17 protein-coding genes are annotated in these 17541 nt (G+C 47.0%); 7 read left to right on the forward strand and 10 right to left on the reverse strand.

Features of this window, described 5'->3' with window-relative positions:
• Window positions 1–33: 33 nt before the first annotated feature.
• Both QUB64_RS27740 and QUB64_RS27745 read left to right on the forward strand, forming a co-directional pair.
• Window positions 34–927: a zinc ribbon domain-containing protein gene (locus QUB64_RS27740; RefSeq protein WP_333276857.1), complete on the forward strand. Its 894-nt coding sequence runs from the start codon at window positions 34–36 to the stop codon at window positions 925–927.
• 129 nt (window positions 928–1056) lie between these two features.
• Window positions 1057–1458, forward strand: coding sequence for a hypothetical protein (locus QUB64_RS27745; protein ID WP_333276860.1), 402 nt, complete (start codon window positions 1057–1059; stop codon window positions 1456–1458).
• A 51-nt stretch (window positions 1459–1509) separates the two neighbouring features.
• Here QUB64_RS27745 and QUB64_RS27750 read toward each other — a convergent pair whose 3' ends face one another.
• Both QUB64_RS27750 and QUB64_RS27755 read right to left on the reverse strand, forming a co-directional pair.
• A complete protein-coding gene (locus tag QUB64_RS27750) occupies window positions 1510–1914 on the reverse strand; it encodes a helix-turn-helix domain-containing protein (RefSeq protein WP_333276862.1) in 405 nt (134 codons plus the stop codon).
• The gene (locus QUB64_RS27755) at window positions 1898–2197 is read right to left on the reverse strand and encodes a type II toxin-antitoxin system HigB family toxin (protein ID WP_333276865.1); all 300 of its coding nucleotides are present in this window, start codon (window positions 2195–2197) and stop codon (window positions 1898–1900) included. The genes QUB64_RS27750 and QUB64_RS27755 overlap by 17 nt, the downstream gene beginning before the upstream one ends.
• 280 nt (window positions 2198–2477) lie before the next feature.
• On the opposite strand from QUB64_RS27755, the gene QUB64_RS27760 reads away from it, so the two are divergent.
• The 4 genes from QUB64_RS27760 to QUB64_RS27775 all read left to right on the forward strand — a co-directional run bounded on the left by QUB64_RS27760 (window position 2478) and on the right by QUB64_RS27775 (window position 3559).
• Window positions 2478–2708 carry a ribbon-helix-helix domain-containing protein gene (locus QUB64_RS27760; RefSeq protein WP_333276868.1) on the forward strand — a complete coding sequence of 77 codons (231 nt, stop codon included), beginning with the start codon at window positions 2478–2480 and terminating at the stop codon, window positions 2706–2708.
• Between the two features lie 83 nt (window positions 2709–2791).
• Complete coding sequence (locus QUB64_RS27765; RefSeq protein WP_333276871.1) at window positions 2792–2944, forward strand: hypothetical protein; 153 nt, start codon at window positions 2792–2794, stop codon at window positions 2942–2944.
• Window positions 2944–3126 (forward strand): hypothetical protein, encoded by a 183-nt coding sequence (locus tag QUB64_RS27770; protein WP_333276874.1) that lies wholly within the window; start codon window positions 2944–2946, stop codon window positions 3124–3126. The genes QUB64_RS27765 and QUB64_RS27770 overlap by 1 nt, the downstream gene beginning before the upstream one ends.
• The gene (locus QUB64_RS27775) at window positions 3113–3559 is read left to right on the forward strand and encodes a DUF5958 family protein (RefSeq protein WP_333276876.1); all 447 of its coding nucleotides are present in this window, start codon (window positions 3113–3115) and stop codon (window positions 3557–3559) included. The genes QUB64_RS27770 and QUB64_RS27775 overlap by 14 nt, the downstream gene beginning before the upstream one ends.
• A gap of 190 nt (window positions 3560–3749) precedes the next feature.
• On the opposite strand, the gene QUB64_RS27780 is transcribed toward QUB64_RS27775, so the two are convergent.
• The 3 genes from QUB64_RS27780 to QUB64_RS27790 all read right to left on the reverse strand — a co-directional run bounded on the left by QUB64_RS27780 (window position 3750) and on the right by QUB64_RS27790 (window position 8409).
• Complete coding sequence (locus QUB64_RS27780) at window positions 3750–5033, reverse strand: dihydrolipoamide acetyltransferase family protein (RefSeq protein ID WP_333276958.1); 1284 nt, start codon at window positions 5031–5033, stop codon at window positions 3750–3752.
• 587 nt (window positions 5034–5620) lie between these two features.
• Complete coding sequence (locus QUB64_RS27785; protein WP_293342198.1) at window positions 5621–6061, reverse strand: YlqD family protein; 441 nt, start codon at window positions 6059–6061, stop codon at window positions 5621–5623.
• Window positions 6062–6459: 398 nt separating this feature from the next.
• A complete protein-coding gene (locus QUB64_RS27790) occupies window positions 6460–8409 on the reverse strand; it encodes an AMP-dependent synthetase/ligase (RefSeq protein WP_333276880.1) in 1950 nt (649 codons plus the stop codon).
• Window positions 8410–8574: 165 nt separating this feature from the next.
• Between QUB64_RS27790 and QUB64_RS27795 the strand changes: the two genes are divergently transcribed.
• Complete coding sequence (locus QUB64_RS27795) at window positions 8575–9765, forward strand: leucine-rich repeat domain-containing protein (RefSeq protein WP_333343434.1); 1191 nt, start codon at window positions 8575–8577, stop codon at window positions 9763–9765.
• A gap of 222 nt (window positions 9766–9987) precedes the next feature.
• Here the strand turns inward: QUB64_RS27795 and QUB64_RS27800 are convergent, their stop codons facing one another.
• The 5 genes from QUB64_RS27800 to QUB64_RS27820 form a co-directional block, all read right to left on the reverse strand.
• Window positions 9988–10245, reverse strand: a complete 258-nt coding sequence (locus tag QUB64_RS27800) for a type II toxin-antitoxin system RelE/ParE family toxin (protein ID WP_333276960.1) — start codon at window positions 10243–10245, stop codon at window positions 9988–9990.
• 79 nt (window positions 10246–10324) lie between these two features.
• Window positions 10325–10627 carry a UPF0175 family protein gene (locus QUB64_RS27805; protein ID WP_333276885.1) on the reverse strand — a complete coding sequence of 101 codons (303 nt, stop codon included), beginning with the start codon at window positions 10625–10627 and terminating at the stop codon, window positions 10325–10327.
• A 361-nt stretch (window positions 10628–10988) separates the two neighbouring features.
• On the reverse strand, window positions 10989–14195 hold the full coding sequence (locus tag QUB64_RS27810) for an efflux RND transporter permease subunit (protein ID WP_333276888.1): 3207 nt from the start codon (window positions 14193–14195) through the stop codon (window positions 10989–10991).
• A 461-nt stretch (window positions 14196–14656) separates the two neighbouring features.
• Window positions 14657–16432: an efflux RND transporter periplasmic adaptor subunit gene (locus QUB64_RS27815; protein ID WP_333276891.1), complete on the reverse strand. Its 1776-nt coding sequence runs from the start codon at window positions 16430–16432 to the stop codon at window positions 14657–14659.
• A 503-nt stretch (window positions 16433–16935) separates the two neighbouring features.
• Window positions 16936–17469 (reverse strand): PadR family transcriptional regulator, encoded by a 534-nt coding sequence (locus QUB64_RS27820; protein WP_333276893.1) that lies wholly within the window; start codon window positions 17467–17469, stop codon window positions 16936–16938.
• Window positions 17470–17541: the final 72 nt, after the last annotated feature.

Raw genomic sequence — 17541 nt, forward strand, 5'->3', positions numbered from 1 at the left:
TGATGTAAGACGGGCTTTGCCTGCAATCACTGCTTGAATTCAGAATCCCCTTGCCTTCAGGCAGGGGAGTATGTCAAGGCAGACAGTGCGATCGCTCCTCTAACTGAGCGAGAACGTCACAAAATTCTAGCTGTGCAAGAAGTTGGAGGATTCTCTTTGCGCTGCATTTCAGGAACAACTATTCTGCGTAGCTCTTACCAAAAATGGCGCGGTGAACGCATCCGAGCAGAGCGAGCAATCCTCAAAGGAGGCAAGGCAGACTTGCCGATTCCAGTTCACATCCAGAAAGACATGGTGTTCTGGGATTTTATGCCTTCCGATCCCGAAGTCGAGAAGTTAGTTTTGATTGCTCGCGCCTTTGGCATTTTGCAACAGGAAATGAATCAAAAAACGAAGAAAGATGTGATTCGTTATCGCAAAAACAGCGAACTCGGTGAAGATATTGTGACACTGGCAAGCACTTGGGAAGACGCGGTACAAATTCTGGAGTTGCCCGACTGCCGAGATGACAGGCGAGAAGTACAGAAACAGCTAGATGAACTGTTGGAACAAGCCGAAACAGACCTGCAAAAGCAGCAACTTCGGACAAGGCTTGATGCTTTCTTGACTGAAAGACTCCGTTCAGAATTTCGCAAGATTGGTCAAGATGATCCTCGCTATTTGCAGGAAAGAACCATCATTCAAGAGTTTATTGCTGAGCAGAAGCTGGGATCAAAAATAAATCTAGATAACTCCAATCTCAATGTGTCTCCTAATTCCTATTTTGGATTTAGTGTCCCACCGGAAGATTCTGCAAGTAAACCGCCTACAAATAAGAGTGAACCTGTCAATCAGCTTTTGTCTCAACCGAAGTTTTGCAGCCAGTGCGGTAATTCTTTAATCGAGGGCGATCGCTTTTGTTCAAATTGTGGCAGTCCAGTCAATTAAATAGTAAAGTTTACTGTATTTGGAGAGATTAATATATCTCCATAACTTAATTTTACAGAGTGTTTTCCAACAAATCGTTCAGGTGTCAAAAACAAATATTGTTGAGACATATAAACAATCGGAACAATCATGTCTTTTTTTCTCGGTTTATTAAGCAAGTTAGCATCATGGATTTTCGGAATAGTTGTTTCTTTACTAGGCATTGCAGTTTTGTATATGTTAGGGCAAACGGGAGTCTCTGTTCGGCAAGGAATAGAGACAAAAAAAGCTCTTAAAAAAGTCAAAGAGGAGGCATCACAAGAAGGTTATATCGTCAATGAAAAATGGCATAGCCTTAACCAACAAGCAAGCAATTGGATTCGTTGGCCTGTTGTAGGATGGCTAGTATTTTATGTAGGGGTTTTATTCTTGTCGCCAAAATTGTTTTTGTTTAGCCTGCTTTTACTAATCGTACCAGCATTAGGTTTCTTTGGAATTGTATTAGTGCCGAGCAGCAATCCTATGAGCTATCTGGATGACCTTTTCAAGTAGCTCTCTTCGATTATCTCCTCATAAAGGCGATCGCCCTTCATGTCACTTCCCTCAATTACAAAACAAACTCGGCTCTACATGAAAAAAACTCCCCAGAATCAATGCCAATTCTTTACCAATATCTCGATCGCCATTAACGACTTCATACACTCTTTTTTCAGAGCCCATAACTCCCACCAAATCCGCAGGCTGTAACTCTCTTTGTTCCATCAAAAACAGCAATATTGAATGAGGCGTTGCTGTGGCTGCTGGTGCGTAGGACTCTTGCTCGAATTTTTCAATTAATGCAATCAGCAATTGATATAGTTCGTCTTCTTCAGGAGTGCGATCGCGTCGGTGCATCAACTCTTCCACAATAATCAGAGCCTTTTCATTATCCGCTTCAGTTCTAATTATTTTCGGCTGGTACTGAGACAATAACTCTTTGTATTTATCTGGATTAAAAGTAAGGGTCATTTTTCCATTTCTCCTTATCATACTCAGCATGGGTGAGAATATATTTGATATAAACTAATTGGCTTTCATAATCAATACTAACTATTAATCGATAATTATTACCTTTGATATTAAAAACTGTAAACCCCCCAACAGCTTCTGCTTTCGGAAAAACAGATTGTACCTCAATTAAGTTAGACCATTTAGCCTTGCTAGCAATTTTAAACCAGTTATCCAAGGCTTCCCGGCAATCGGCATGAGTTTCGCTGTATTCACGCACCCGTCGGTAGCTGATTACGTGCATCTATTATAAGCAATTTATACTAGGTTTTAGTTTAGCTAAACCAATTTCTTCGGTCAAGACCGATCGCCCTTAATGTCCAAAAGTACGATCGCACTTAATTAACTGTCAACTTATCAAACACCCTCCCTCAAGAAAATTATCCTTGAGGATGCGGTAAATCAAACACTACTTCAAATCGGATGTTGGGCACTCGTTGCCGAAACAACACAGGACTTAGGCAGAACCCACCTATAGTGAAAGTAAGGGCTCTTCCCCCCCGTGGTTGCCCCTAGATCGGTCGATGGTGCATCCTGGACTGAACAATGGCACAATAGGGGAAACTTCCAACAGATTGCAGGGCATGAGTGACAGCGAGCGGATTTCAGTGGTTTTGCCAACACAGGCTAAAAAGGATCTCGAAAAGTTGTGCGATATCGAAAAGCGATCGATCTCCAACTTTGTCTACCTTCTGATTCAAGATGCGATCGATCGAGCCAAAGCATCCGGCAAGCTCAAATCAATAGATGATTGAAACTAAAACTTGATTTATCTTGCTTAAACTTTTAATCTGGAAGTGCGAAAAAAATCGCCTACTACTATGCTAATATTCATTAAATGAGAGGTGTAAAAACATGGCAAGAAGCAGGCATATCTCCAGAAGCTGCCAGAAGAATTCAGAACGCAGCCGATCGCACAAAACAAACTATCATCGTTGTTGGCAGTAGAGCAAAGGGACAAGTACGCCAACTTCTGACTGGGACTATATAATGTTAGGTAACTCTCGCCAGCGACATTCCGCTTGCAGTTCCGTCCCTCGCGGTACGAGTGGTGGCGAAATTAATAGTTTAGGCCGAGAAACAGGAATTGATATTTTTACAGGCCCCCTGATATCAGGAGAACCTCACGTTATATTTGAACCAAACTTAGGAGAGGCAAATGAATCTAACTGATGAAATTACAATCAATCAAATTCAACAAGCCCTAATTAGCCAAGAAGATGCAAAAAACTGGTTTTTAAGCTTCCCAACCGCAGGCCAGCAGGAAATATTGCAGCGGCTATCCTACATGACCATCCAAGCAGGGGCGCGAGAAGAAGATGTTTGCCTAGCTATTTCTAAATCAAAACTTCGCGCAACTTACACCCCTTGCGTATTGCTCAGTAAAGGGCGATTAAAAGAACAAATGGCAAAGCTTTTGAAACTGCCGTCCTCAGAATCTATCAAAACCTTTTTTCTGTTAATCAGTTTATTAGCAATTGCTGATGCCCGCAGGTACGATAAATATTGTCAAGATGGCTGTAGCCACTGGTGGCATCGCGATCTGAGCGAGCGCAAAGTTGTAGATGAAATTCGGTGCGAGTTTGAACAAAGTATTGTTGTTTAAATTGTAGCAATGCACTCGTCCTTAATCTCCAAAAACGCGTTCGCCCCTATTGTAACAATACAAAAAAACTACTAGCTCAAATCGATTCTCTAACTGCATCGGTTTTGTACGATATTCAATGTTGTAGGGGCGGGTCCACTAACAATAATTGCCAATAATCTACAATCTCATAAACCCGCCCCCGCCCATATTAAAGCGTCAAAGACTGAGGATTTGTCTCGATCAATTTAGCTAAATCCTGCAAGAAAGACGCAGCGTCAGCACCGTAAATAATTCGGTGATCGCAGGTAATATTCACCTGCATTTGCCGCTTCACTCCCATCAAACCTTCTTCATTCGCCACTACTTGCGGCCGCGAAGAGCCGATCGCCAAAATCGAGCCTTGATTCGGCGGCAAAATCGCGTCAAACTTGTCTACTCCATACATTCCCAAATTGGAAAGAGTAAAAGTTCCCGTGCTGTATTCGTCAGGCTTTAACTGCTTGGCGCGGGCGCGATCGACTAAATCCTTCCAACTGCGGGAGAGAGAATAGATATCCAGGCGATCGGCATTTTGCAACACCGGCGTAATCAAACCGCCGCCGTCCATCGCCACCGCTACCGCCACATTAATATCAGCACGGTGTTGAATTCCCGACTCCACATAACAAGCATTTAGCAGAGGATGTTTTTGTAAAGTTACTGCTACTGCTTTTGCCAGCATAGCCGTCATCGTGACGCCTTTCGACTTAATTTGTTTGTAGAGTTTGTCGAGATTGTCAGTAGTAATTGTATAGCCGACGCGGAAACAGGGCACGCTCAAACTTGCTTCCATATTGCGCACTACCGCATTTTGCAGCGCATTCATCGGTACTCTGTTACCGGAAAGCGCTACCGCTGGGATTGGTGCGGGTGCGGGTTTGGCTGCTGCGGGTGCGGGTGCGGGTGCTGCGGGAACTGTTACTGGCTGCTGAAGCGGAGCTGGTTGGGCTTTACCGGCTGCTGCTTCCACATCTTCTGCAACAATCCGACCGTTGGGGCCGCTGCCTTTGATTGAATTTAAATCTACTTTAAATTCTTTGGCTAATTTGCGAGCGCGGGGAGAAACGACGCTGCGCCCGTTTTGGCGGCTGACGTTTTGCTGCAAACCCACTGATGCTGTAGCTGCGACAGGAGCGGGGGCTGCGGCTGCGGCTGCTGGGGCTGCGGCTGCTGGGGCGCCGGCTCCTTGTTTCTGGGCTTCTGCGATTTCGGCTTCTGTTTCTGCTACTAGGGCGATCGCAGCTCCGACCGGAGCAACTTCGCCTGCTGGTACAATAATTATTGCTAGATAGCCTTCGTAGAAAGACTCGACATCCATGTCGGCTTTGTCGGATTCAACTACGACTACCGTTTCGCCCTTTTCTACTTTGTCCCCAGCGGATTTGACCCAGGAAACAATTTTGCCCTCTGTCATGGTAGAGCTTAGGGCTGGCATGAAAACTTCGCGAATCATCTGTAAAAAGTCCTTGTGAGTTGGTAATTGGCGATCGGTAAGCTCCGAGGCATTCAAATTGCACGATCGAAAACAGTTAAACTTTTGTGGGGTGGGCAGGAGAGCCATTTGTGTCAACAACAGGCTTAAACCCACGATCGATGTCGCTTTTAGTCTAGTTTCGATCCCCCCTAGCCCCCCCGAATCGTTGCGGGGGGACAAGAGCGTTCAAAGTTCTCCCTTTTTAAGGGGGGATTTAAAGGGATGGGACAAGAGCGTTCAAAGTCCTCCCTTTTTAAGGGGGGGATTTAGAGGGATGGGGACAAGAGCGTTCAAAGTCCCCCAACAATCAGGGGGATGCGAGGGGGATCGAGTCTCGGCTACAACCCTTATTTAGACGTGGTTTTAGGCTGTTGTTGACACCCCTTGGGCATCCTGTCCGCCCCAAAGACACAAGTTCAATACACAACAGGTTGTTTGGCAATTGGTAATTAGCGATCGGCGATCGGCAATAATGATTATTATGCCAGTCTCTAGTCCGAAGATGGGTGACTAATGACTTCAAATTAATTGCCAATTACCAATTACCAATTACCAATGGCTAAGTTCTAAATATCACCTCGAATTTCTTCGACTATACCGTCGCGGAGCAGAACTTCTACTTGCATTTTTTGAATCAAGTTTTCTCCCAGCCCGACGGTGAAAGTGCCGTCAATTTGACCTTGACTCACTTCTTGTTCGAGGTCTAGCACCTGCACTTGCTGAAGCTGTTGCAGGTTTTGGTTTTTCTGTTCTAGCAGTTCGCTCTTTCTTTGATTCACCTGGACTTGAATGTTTTCTATTTGCTGCATTACTTGCGGGCCGGGGGGTTGCAGGCTTTGCTTTTGGATTTCTGAAACCATCCGCTGCCCTTGCATTTCTAGCTGTTGTAGCTGAGAATCTATTTGATTGATTTGGGCTTGGAGTTGCTGTTGAGCTTCTTCTTTCCAGCGGGGAGTAACGACGACTTTAACGTTAATCGATCGCTTCAAGAGTAATTGTGGTTCCATAAATTTGTTGCTTGTCTATTGCGAATTAGGAATTAGTCATTAGTCATTAGTCATTAGTCATTAGTCATTAGTTGGTAAACATTTCCTAACGACTGAGGACTGAGGACTCAGGACTCGGGTGTTGGTGTCAACTTAACGTCAAACCTCTTATCACTCTTGTGTCTGGCGATTTAGGCCAGATCCCCCCTTAGCTTGCCCCCTACTCGACCCCTACTCCCCTTAAGAAGGGGGGAATAAGAATCTTCTCAAAGTCCCCCTTCTTAAGGGGGATTTAGGGGGCTCGACGCTCTGCTATAAACGAGAGATACAAAGGTTTTCAGGCTGGTTGTTGACATCAATGGCGACTCGGGTGTTGGAACAATTTTTGCTTTTCCATTCCCCAAGTCCAGCGAATATTTTCAAAACATCCCGTCAATCATATCGCGGTAGTGTTCCGTCACAACCGGACGCTTAATTTTCAGGGTCTGGGTCAACATTCCATTTTCCATCGAAAATGGCTCCTGAATCAACCGGAACGGGCCGATGCGATCGTCCGCGCGATATCCGGGGCGATTTTGCACCTCCCGGTTCAATTCTTGACGGAATAAGTCTTGAATTTTCTTGCTATTCCAGTCAATTTCGTGTATTGGCGGATTCTGAGTTTCTGCCCATTTCTGGACGGCTTCTGAATTGGGGACAATTAAGGCGCCGATCGATTTTTGGTCTTGGCCTACAACCATAATTTGGTCGATGTAGGGGCTGCGGACACAGGCGTCTTCGATCGGCTGCGGTTCGATGTTTTCGCCGTTGCTGAGGACGATCGTATCTTTGGCCCGCCCCGTCAAGATTAAGTCGTTTCCGGGAGTCAGCCAACCCAAATCGCCGGTGTCAAACCAGCCTTCAGAGTCGATCGCCTTTGAGGTAGCTTGGGGATTGAGATAGTAGCCCTGCATGATTTGCGGCCCGCGTCCCAAAACTAAACCGCGCTGGCCTGTTGGCAGTTGCTGTTTAGTTTCGGGGTCAACTATTTTTATTTCGGTATGGGCGATCGGTTGTCCGGCAGAACCTTTAAGATTGTGCCAAGGGCGGCGGACTGTTAAAACCGGGGATGTTTCGGTTAAACCGTATCCCACCAACAAACCGATATTTGCTATTTCAAAGAAATTGTCTAAATGCGCGGCCAAAGAACCTCCGCCGCTAATCGCCCACTTAAAACGCCCTCCCGTAGCTTCCCGGACTTTTTGGTAAACGAGTTTTTCGGCGATCGCGTGTACGGGAGACAACAGAATGCTTTTAATGCGGGCGATCAGTTTTTCGGAAGCAGAAGCAGGTTTTAAATTGAGAGTTAATCCTTGGAAAATGCGGCGGGCCTCGATGTATTGCTGGCTGGCAGATAACAGGAAATTCACTAATTTTTGTTTGTTGGGCGGCTGTTCCCTAAATTGCTTTTGTACGGCCTCGTAAATCGATTCCCAGATGCGCGGAACGCTAACCATGTACTGGGGTTTGCAAGTTTTAAAGTCTTGTTTGAAATAGCGAATGCTGGTGTAAATTTGCGTGCATCCTTGGGAAAGCAGGAAGTATTCGACTGTGCGTTCGTAGGCGTGCCAACTGGGCAGAATGCTGAGGGCGCGATCGCCCGGTTCGGGTTGCAAAATTGTGCCGAAGGTGGTGATTTGGTGCAGCAGGTTGCCGTGGGTCAGCATCACGCCTTTGGGTTTGCCGGTGGTGCCGCTGGTGTAGAGGAGGGTGGCGAGGGTTTGGTGGTTGTGGTTGGCAGCTTTTAAGGGGCGGTTAGCGCCTGTGGCCATGACTTGGGAAAATTTGACTGTGGTTAGGGTGGGGCTGGTTTCTGGTTCTTCGTCGGAGAGGAGGACGATAAGTTCGATCGGCAAATCGGGGAGGCGGGCTTGCAGTTTTTTGAGTAAAGCCAGGTTTTCGACTACTAAGGCCGTACTGCCGCTGTCTTGGATGATGTAGAGGAGTTCTTCGGGGTCGGCGGTGGCGCCTCGAACGGCGTTGGCGGCCCCAGCGGTCATGATTCCTTGGTCGGCTATCAGCCAGCGGGGGCTGTTGTCGGCGAAGAGGGCGACGCGGGGAGGAATTGTTTCTGCTGGGTTGGCGTTGATGCCCAGGGCCTGCAAGCCGGCGGCGAATTGCTGGATTTGTTGGTGGAGTTCGGTGTAGGTAAGTTTGATTTCCGGCTTGCTGTGGGGATCGTGGAGGGCGACGGTTTGGGGAAATCGCTGTTTGACGATCGCCCAAATTTCCGGTATCGATCGAATGCCAGTATAGTCGATCGTCCGGCTGAGGTTAGCGCGTTCGATGTCGGAGATTTGAGATGATGTATAAGATTCTGAGCCGTTCATAAGGTATTTTCCGGGGTTTTGGGAGATAAAGTTATTGGGTACAAGTTTAATATCAGAGCTATTTTAGAACTTTGTGGCAGTCTCGTGACAGTTTGGAAACCTGCCGTTGTTTATTCAGAAAATTAGGGATATCAGATGATGAGATTTATAGTTGGACAGAAATACATGAATTTATCAAGGTTGATAGTATTTGCTTTGAGTGCGATCTGGCTAGCATCATGTGGAAATGTACTTAGAGCCGAAGTTGCACAGACGCAACCAGAAGATAGTAGACGAACATTTGCTCATTGGTGCCGCCAAAAAGCTGATTTGAATCCTGAAACCAAATATACTGTTGATGTGCTGTTGGAGAAAGCAGGGACTAATGATTGCGATGCGGCCGATCGGAAACTTTCTCTTCTCACGGAACTAAACCTCTACAAAAATCAAATCAGTGACATCAAACCGCTAGCATCTTTGACTAAACTGACTAAACTCGACCTCCAAAACAATAACATCAGTGACATCAAACCGCTAGCATCTTTGACTAAACTGACTGCGATCGAACTCTGGAACAATCAAATTAGCGATCTCAAACCCCTAGCATCCTTGACTACATTGACTCGGCTCTACCTCCACAACAATCAAATCAAGGACATCCAACCCCTAGCATCCTTGACTCACCTGACCGATCTCTTCCTCTACAACAATCAAATCAAGGACATCCAACCCCTAGCATCCTTGACTCACCTGATTAGGCTCCAACTCGAAAACAATCAAATCAGGGACATCCAACCGCTAGCATCCTTGACTCACCTGACTGATCTCGGCCTCCTCAAAAATCAAATCAGCGATATCAAACCGCTAGAATCTTTGACTAAACTGACTGAACTGGGGCTCACCAAAAATCAAATCAGCGACATCAAACCGTTAGCATCCTTGACTAACCTGGCTACGCTCGGCCTCAACAACAATCAAATCAACGACATCAAACCGCTAGCATCCTTGACTAACCTGACTGGGCTCGGCCTCGGCGAAAATCAAATCAACGACATTAAACCGCTAGCATCCTTGACTAACCTGATTATTCTCGACCTCCATAACAATCAAATCAGGGACATCAAACCGCTAGCATCTTTGACTAACCTGACTGCTCTCTTCCTCGATAACAATCAAATCAACGACATCAAACCGCTAGCATCCTTGAGTAACCTGACTTGGCTCGGCCTCATCAACAATCAAATCAGCGACATCAAACCCTTGCAATCCTTGACTAAACTGACCGATCTCTACCTCAGCGGAAATCCGATCGCTCCCAAAACTTGTCCTCTCAAACCAGCGTCTATCTGTAAGTGGGAACCACCACCTAAACCATAAAACTTTACAATGACGCCCGATCGCACTTAAATGCTTTAGTCGCGATGGCTGTGGTGCCGATCGAGTCCGATCGCCAATTCTATCCGCACATCGGCTTCAGTCAGGGGGAGATTGTCGGGAAGGGCGATCGTAATTTGCACGATCTTTTACTTGTTTGTTTTAATTTTATTTAACTGGCGATCGATTAACTTTGCAATTTGAGTTTTAAATTGATTGAGTTTTTCAAACGCCATCGATAATCTCTCTTATTTGATTAGCTGGGATGTCATTTTGGTCTGACTTGGAGTAGATAACGACCAGTAAGATGTAGGTATCGCCCCTGAGTTGATAGATAACTCGGTAGCCGCCACTTTTGCCCTTTTGGATGTCACTATTTTTGAGGCGAACTTTGAATACAGTGTAACCAGTTCCGAGGATTTGGTCGCCAATGAAGTTGCCAGACAGAAGTTCATCAAGTAGCGGTTGTAGGTCACTGCGGATACTGCGGTAGCGTTTATTTAGAGTGCGAAGGCGTGTTTAGAAGTCATCGGAAAAAAGAAGCTGAATTTCGGGTATCTCGTCAGTCATCAATGCCAGCCCAGAGTTCAGAAATAGGATGAACTTTGCCTTCTTTAACTTGCTGCATAGAGTTGCGGAGGCTGGCTAGTATGAGTTCGGCAGGTTCGTCATCGGGATCTGCTGGCGGGGTGACGATATTGCGATCGATTAATATTTGGTAGAAATTGTCCGCTGAAATTTTAGTGAGTTGAGCGGCTTTATCTAAACTGAGGCTGTGTTGCTGATAAAGTACGATCGCGAGTTCTCTTCGCACATCAGCTTCTGTTAGTGACAAGTTATCTGGAAGGTCGAGCGTAATTTGCATGATTTAAGGCAATACGGTTTACTTAAGACCGATCCCCCCTTAACTTGCCCCCTACTCGACCCCTACTCCCCTTAAAAAGGGGGGAAGAAGAAAGCCCTTAAAGTCAACCCCTACTCCCCTTCTTAAGGGGGATGCGAGGGGGATCTCCGGGTATAAGGAATCGATCGTGAACCGTATTGTGATTTAAGGTACTTTTTAATTTCTAGTTTATCTTTAAGTTTCACAATTTGGCAATCCTACCAGAGCGCAATTATTAGCTAAATCTGCCAAATGTTGCCAAGTGTGAAAGGAAAAGTAGCGTTTGTTTGCTGCGTGATTCCCTTCACCATTTGGAACACTCCTCTCATGGCCGATCGGGCGGTTAAAGCGGCGCTACTCGATCGCGCTCAACCTCTGAGCGGGGAGCAGTTTTCCCATCCAAACTTGTGTCATCATCGTGGGGCGGATGTTGCGGGCGATCGCGTTTTGTAAAGCGATCGCGAGCCGAGACAATCACCACATACAGCACCGGCACCAAAAACAAACTCAAGACAGTAGAAACAACCATCCCCCCCGCGATCGCATTCCCGAGCGATCGGCGGCTGGCCGCACCTGCACCTTCTGGATTAACCAAAGGCAAAATTCCCAAAACAAACGCCAAAGAAGTCATCAAAATCGGTCGCAAACGCTCTTGAGAAGCCTCAACTGCTGCCTTAGCAATTGGATATCCCCGCTCCCGCAACTGGTTAGCAAACTCCACGATTAAAATCGCATTTTTACTCGACAATCCAATCAACATCACCAAACCAATTTGGCAATAAACATCATTCGCCAAACCCCGCAACGACTGAGCCAAAAGCGCACCTAAAATCGCCAGAGGAACCGACAGCAAAATAATAAAAGGATCGACATAATTTTCGTACTGAGCAGCCAAAACCAAGAACACAAAAACCAGCCCCAAACCAAAAATAATCGGCGCTTGACCCCCAGACTCAATTTCTTCTAAAGAACTCCCCGACCATTCATAGCCAAAACCTGCTGGTAAAACTTGAGCCGACACCTTTTCCATCGATTTAATCGCCTGTCCAGAACTCGCACCCGGAGCCGGAGAGCCATTAATTTCAATTGACCTAAATAAATTGTAGTGGTTGACAGTTTGGGCTCCCACCACCGGAGTCAGCTTCACCAAATTGCTCAAAGAAATCATTTCATTCTTTGCAGAGCGGACATACAATTTACCAATATCTTCAGGATTAGCACGGAACTGTTTATCTGCTTGCACGTACACCCGATAATTGCGCTGCTGGAGAGTAAAATCGTTTACATACTGCGAACCCAGAGCTGTTTGTAGCGTACTGAAGATATCACTAAGAGAAATATCCAAAGCCTTAGCCCGATTGCGGTCAACTTCCACAATTAACTGAGGCGTATTCGCAGCAAACGTACTAAACACCGCCTGCAATCCCGGCGTCTGATTCGCCTGCTTCAAAATCCCACCCATCGCCTGAACCAGAGCATCTAAACCGCTGTTACCTTTGCGATCTTGCAATTGAAATTGGAAGCCTCCAAATTGACCTAAACCTTGAATTGCGGGCGGATTCACGGGGAAAATTCTCGCTTCTGGAATCGCCCCAAGCTGACCTCGCAACTTACCAATAATCGCTTGTACAGTTTGACCTTCTCCGTGACGTTCGCTCCAGGATTTAAGCGTCGTAAAGATAATACCCTGATTAGAAGTGCTACCGCTAAAACCAAAGCCACCCACAGAGAAAGTTCCGACAACCTCGGGAAGTTTCAGAATTTCTTGTTCAACTTCATCCATCACTTTGCGAGTATATTGCAGCGAAACTCCTTGGGGGCCTTGAATAATTGTCAGAAAATAGCCCTGATCTTCTTCCGGGATAAATGCCGTGGGCACTGATAGATAAAGCCAAGCTGTGACTCCCAGAGAAGCGATGAACACCAGAGTTACAAGTGTTTTAATTCCTACTAAAAATATCAAAAACTCGCGATATTGCCGGCGCGTCCAATCAATGACGGCATTAACGCGATCGAATATCCAACCCAACGGGCCGCCAAACTTCTGCCCCCGCCGCAGCAAAAGAGCCGAAAGTGAGGGTGTCAGGGAAATCGCAATAAACGTAGAAAGCGTTACCGAAAAGGCAATTGTCAGCGCAAATTGTTTGTAAAGCGCTCCCGTAGTTCCGGGAAAAAATGCCACGGGTACGAACACGGCCATCAACACTAAGGAAGTCGCAATTACAGCACTAAAAAGCTCCCGCATTGACTCGGAAGCAGCTTGGCGGGGATTCATCCCTTGGCGGATCAGGCGATCGATATTTTCTACCACGATAATGGCGTCATCCACCACCAACCCCGTCGCTAAGGTGAGACCAAACAGAGATAAGCTGTTAATTGTAAATCCGAAAATCTTGATAAAAGCAAAGGTTCCAATCAAAGAAATCGGAATCGCGATCGCGGGGATAATAGTAGTCCGCCAGTCTTGCAAGAAAACAAAAATTACTATCACCACTAGCAGGACTGATTCAAATAGCGTCTTGACTACTTCTGCCATCGACTCTTCGACAAACAAAGTCGTATCTAGCGCGACTCGATGTATCAACCCAGGAGGAAAACTTGTAGCGAGTTTTTCCATTTCGGCTTTGACGGCATGAGCCACATTCAAAGCATTGCTTCCCGGCAATTGATAAATCCCCAAACCTACAGCATCATTGCCTCGAAATCGCAGAAAAGAGTTGTAGTTCTCTGCTCCCAGCTCTGCTTTGCCGACTTCTTTTAACTTAACTATGGTACCATTGGCTTCTGTTTTGAGAACAATTTCTTCAAATTCTGCTGGTTCTTTCAGACGGCTTTCTGCCCGTAAATCAATTTGATACATTTGCCCGTCGGGAGCGGGTTCTTGACCAACTCTCCCAGCACCAACTTGTAAGTTTTGTTCGTTAAGCGCTCTCGTTATATCTTGCATTGTCAAACCGCGAGCTGCTAACTTATTGGGGTCGATCCACAGGCGCATAGCATAGCGGCGTTCCCCAAAAATTCGCACGTCGCCAACACCTTTAATCCGCTTGAGAGCATCTGTTAAATACAAGTCGGCGTAGTTGCTTAAAAATGTGGTGTCGTATTGTTTTTTTTCGGTAAATAAGCCGATCGCCAGCAAGAGACTGCTAGATTGTTTAGTAACTCTGACACCCGTGCGCTGTACCGTATCTGGTAGTTGCGGTTCGGCGACTGCGACTCGATTTTGGACATCGACGGCGGCAACATCTTTGTTGCGCGAGGGTTCAAAGGTGGCCGTAATGGTGCTGGTGCCATCATTACTGCTGCTAGAAGTCAGGTATTTTAGCCCTTCTACGCCGTTGATTTGCCTCTCTAGGATGTTCGTAACGGCATTTTCGACAATTTCGGCACTCGCCCCGCTATAGTTGGCTGTGACGCTAATTTGCGTGGGACTGATGTCGGGGAAGCGTTCGATCGGCAGTGTGGGAATGCTGATAGCGCCTACCAAAATGATAATTAAGGCGCAGACGCTAGCAAAGACGGGCCGTTTGATAAAGAAATCTGCAAACATTATTTGGGTAATTGGTAATTGGTAATTGGTAATATCATGTCCTGTCGATTACCATAAAAAAAAGGTTCGTAGTGCGTCCTGGCGTCCGCTTTCATGCTGCGGACTGAAGTCCACACTACGAACTAATATTCTTACTGTAGTGCGGAATGCGAGTCCGCTTTCATGCTGCGGACTGAAGTCCACACTACGAACTAATATTCTTACTGTAGTGCGTCCTGGCGTCCGCTTTCATGCTGCGTCCTGGCGTCCGCACTACGAACTAATATTCTTACTACGGTTAATCGATCTGACACGATATAAATCCTGATTTAGACTTAATACGGTACTATCCTGTATAGTGCTCCATTGGCTCTTGGGGCTGAGAGCGGACGCCAGGACGCACTACGAACCTTTTTTATTGGGGTTAATATTAACTGGCTGCGGACAAACAAGCGTTGACAATCGCGTATTGGATTCATACCTTAATTTTTTGCACTCGTTGGTAATTTATCAGCTCCCCCAACTGTTGGCTCTTGAGCTGTAATCGGAGCGCCGTCTGTCAAGTTGAGAATGCCTGCCACAATGACTTTTTCTCCGGCTTGCAAACCTTCGATAACTTGATAATTGTTCCCCTGAATGGTGCCTAATTTCACTGGTTTTTGCCGCGCGATTAAAGGTGGCATTCCTGGTTTTTGCTGTTCCGGCTTTTGAGCTGTGAAGACAAAGGTTTGACCGCCCAAGCGGGTGACTGCGATGACGGGAACTAAAATTCCCGGCTGCTCTTTCCAGATGACTTTGGCTTTGACAAATTGGAGGTTGAGCAGTTCGCCGTTGGGATTGGGAAATGTGGCTTTAGCTAAGATTGTTTGGGAATTGGCGCTGACGTTTGGGGAGATAAAACTGATTTGACCGATCGCGATCGCCTTTCCTCGATCGTCCAGCATTTCTACTGGCAGCCCCAACCGCAATTGAGGCTGACGCTCTAAAGGAATTGATAACCGCAAGTCGAGCAATTTGTTCTCTGTCAAAGTAGCGATCGGGTCGCCTTTTTTCAAGTAATCGCCGACTTTCACTGGTATGTCGCCGATGACTCCGGCGAAGGGCGCGATGACAGCAGTTTCTTGCAGTTGGATTTCAAAGCCGCGGGCTTGAGCAGCAGCCTGGGCAACTTGCGCTTGGGCTCGATCGATCTGCTCTTGGCGGGTACCGTTGGCTAACTGGGCTAATCTGGCCTTGGCTTGGGCGACTTCGGCTTCGGATGCGGCTATTTCTTCTGGGCGCGCGCCGTTTTGCTGTTGCCGCAAAGCTTCCCGCTGCTGTTGCAAGGCTGCTGTGCGCTGCTGGATCTGGGTTTGCCTGTTTTTTTGCCGTTGTTCCAAACGCCTTTGAGCTTCTAGAAGGTTGGCTTGGGCGCTGGTTTGTTTTTGGATGTATTGCTGGAGCGTGTTTTGTGACTCGGCGCCTTCTTGTGCCAAAGCCTGATATCTGGCCAACTGCTGGCTGGCTAATTGTGCTTGGGCTTTGCTGGCTTCTATTTGCGCTCTGGCTTGGGCGATCTCTTCTAAAAGACTGCCGCTTTGGGCGTCGGCTAGGTTGGCGATTGCTTGGGCGACTTGGGCTTGAGCTTGGCCAATTTGTTCTGGCCGATTTCCCGATCGCAGTTGAGCTAGGTTGGCGATTGCTTGGGCGACTTGGGCTTGAGCTTGGGCGATTTCTTCTGGCCTGCTTCCGGCTTGCAATTCGGCTAAATTCGATTCAGCAGCCCTCAAATTGGCTTGGGATTGTCTTAATTGAGCTTCGGCGCTGTCGCTTTTGATCCGGGCGATGGCTTGTCCTTGGTCGATCGCATCTCCGGATTTGACAAAAATCTGCGTGACTAGCCCTTCTGTTTCCGGTTTGATTTGTACCGAACGTTTTGCCTCCAAGCTGCTGACAAATTCCGAGGTATCTTGAACAGAGCTGGTTGCAACGGTTGCGAGCTTGACTGGTGTGGCTTTGGGTTGGGCTGCTGCTGCTTGTGGCGCGCGATTGTGACTCAATTGCCACGAGTACAAGCCGTAACCTGCGCCTGCTGTGACGATCGCGATCGCAGCAATTAGGGGCCAGCGCGATCGCCGTTTAACAGGGCGGGGGCGATCGGGAACGGCGGGAAAATCCTGGGGTTGATAGCTATCTGCATCGATTGGGTGCAGTTCCGGTGTAGTAGATTTTTGCTCTTCAGTTTCAACGACGGATTCTGGGGATTTAGAATAACTCATTGGCAGCACCAGTTAGATTTTTTTAACACCTGACTTACGTAGAGTTAGGGCCAATCTTCGCTCCCCCGCTCATACCAGTGGAATAAGGACAAGCCCTCAAACAGAAGGCAATCTAGAAAGTAGATTTTTTAATGGGGGAGATGTGCTTGGCTGTAGTGTGATTGGCGTCAGCCAAGCCTGGCGGCGATTATTTGTAGGAAGTTGTTTGCAAGCCCTCAAAATTTATCACGTGCACGAAGGACTATAAATCCTCCTTATGACTCACTTAAATAGCTCCGTTGGAGGGATTTTGCCTGGGAGTCGGCGGATTCACCGATCGAGCGTGCGGACTGAGCGTCCGCAGTTTCAGAGCGGAATGAATTCCGCACTACAAACAAATACCGATCGAGCGTGCGGACTGAGCGTCCGCAGTTTCAGAGCGGAATGAATTCCGCACTACAAACAAACACCGATCGAGCGTGCGGACTGAGCGTCCGCAATTTCAGAGCGGAATGAATTCCGCACTACGAACCGATCGCGCTTTGCTCTTGGGCTAGTTGCTCTGTCAACCACTGAATTTCTAACTGGAGGGTGTCTGTACACCTTTGCCAGGATGCTGCTTGATACGAGTCAACAGCATTGTCATGTTCAGCTTGTTGGCTTTCTAGATAGTCTTGGCGCAGGTAACAGACTCTCAAGCGTTGTTCGAGCAACTTGATTCTTTCTTGGGGTTCTAAGTCACCAAAAAAGAAAAATTTGATTTGGAAGCGCGATCGACTGTTAACCCAGCTTTCTTGAGGGTGTTCGAGCATTTTTTCTCGCCAGCGATCGCGCCCTAGGGCTGTAATTTCGTAGATTTTGCGCGGGTTGCCGGCATCTCCGGCAGCTTCGGCAATTACCGAAATCTCGCCTCGCTCTTGCAAGCGTTTCAGAAGTGGGTAAATTGCTCCGTAGTTGACGCTGATGCAACTGCTCATAAATAGCTCCAGTTGTTGCTTTAGCCGATAGCCGTGCAGGGGTTGCCACTGTAGCAGTCCTAAGGCTGATAATTCAAGCATTTATATCAAGTTGATATTATAGTCTGGATTATATGACTGTATGCGATTTAAGGGCGATCGGACTAATAGCTA

This window comes from Microcoleus sp. Aus8_D2 (assembly GCF_036702665.1).
Lineage (GTDB): Bacteria > Cyanobacteriota > Cyanobacteriia > Cyanobacteriales > Microcoleaceae > Microcoleus.

Coding starts and splice junctions, on each gene's coding strand:
- QUB64_RS27745 (WP_333276860.1), top strand. CDS start 1,057: ATGTCTTTTTTTCTCGGTTTATTAAGCAAGTTAGCATCATGGATTTTC.
- QUB64_RS27750 (WP_333276862.1), bottom strand. CDS start 1,914: ATGACCCTTACTTTTAATCCAGATAAATACAAAGAGTTATTGTCTCAG.
- QUB64_RS27755 (WP_333276865.1), bottom strand. CDS start 2,197: ATGCACGTAATCAGCTACCGACGGGTGCGTGAATACAGCGAAACTCAT.
- QUB64_RS27760 (WP_333276868.1), top strand. CDS start 2,478: ATGGTGCATCCTGGACTGAACAATGGCACAATAGGGGAAACTTCCAAC.
- QUB64_RS27765 (WP_333276871.1), top strand. CDS start 2,792: ATGAGAGGTGTAAAAACATGGCAAGAAGCAGGCATATCTCCAGAAGCT.
- QUB64_RS27770 (WP_333276874.1), top strand. CDS start 2,944: ATGTTAGGTAACTCTCGCCAGCGACATTCCGCTTGCAGTTCCGTCCCT.
- QUB64_RS27775 (WP_333276876.1), top strand. CDS start 3,113: ATGAATCTAACTGATGAAATTACAATCAATCAAATTCAACAAGCCCTA.
- QUB64_RS27780 (WP_333276958.1), bottom strand. CDS start 5,033: ATGATTCGCGAAGTTTTCATGCCAGCCCTAAGCTCTACCATGACAGAG.
- QUB64_RS27785 (WP_293342198.1), bottom strand. CDS start 6,061: ATGGAACCACAATTACTCTTGAAGCGATCGATTAACGTTAAAGTCGTC.
- QUB64_RS27790 (WP_333276880.1), bottom strand. CDS start 8,409: ATGAACGGCTCAGAATCTTATACATCATCTCAAATCTCCGACATCGAA.
- QUB64_RS27795 (WP_333343434.1), top strand. CDS start 8,575: ATGAATTTATCAAGGTTGATAGTATTTGCTTTGAGTGCGATCTGGCTA.
- QUB64_RS27805 (WP_333276885.1), bottom strand. CDS start 10,627: ATGCAAATTACGCTCGACCTTCCAGATAACTTGTCACTAACAGAAGCT.
- QUB64_RS27810 (WP_333276888.1), bottom strand. CDS start 14,195: ATGTTTGCAGATTTCTTTATCAAACGGCCCGTCTTTGCTAGCGTCTGC.
- QUB64_RS27815 (WP_333276891.1), bottom strand. CDS start 16,432: ATGAGTTATTCTAAATCCCCAGAATCCGTCGTTGAAACTGAAGAGCAA.
- QUB64_RS27820 (WP_333276893.1), bottom strand. CDS start 17,469: ATGCTTGAATTATCAGCCTTAGGACTGCTACAGTGGCAACCCCTGCAC.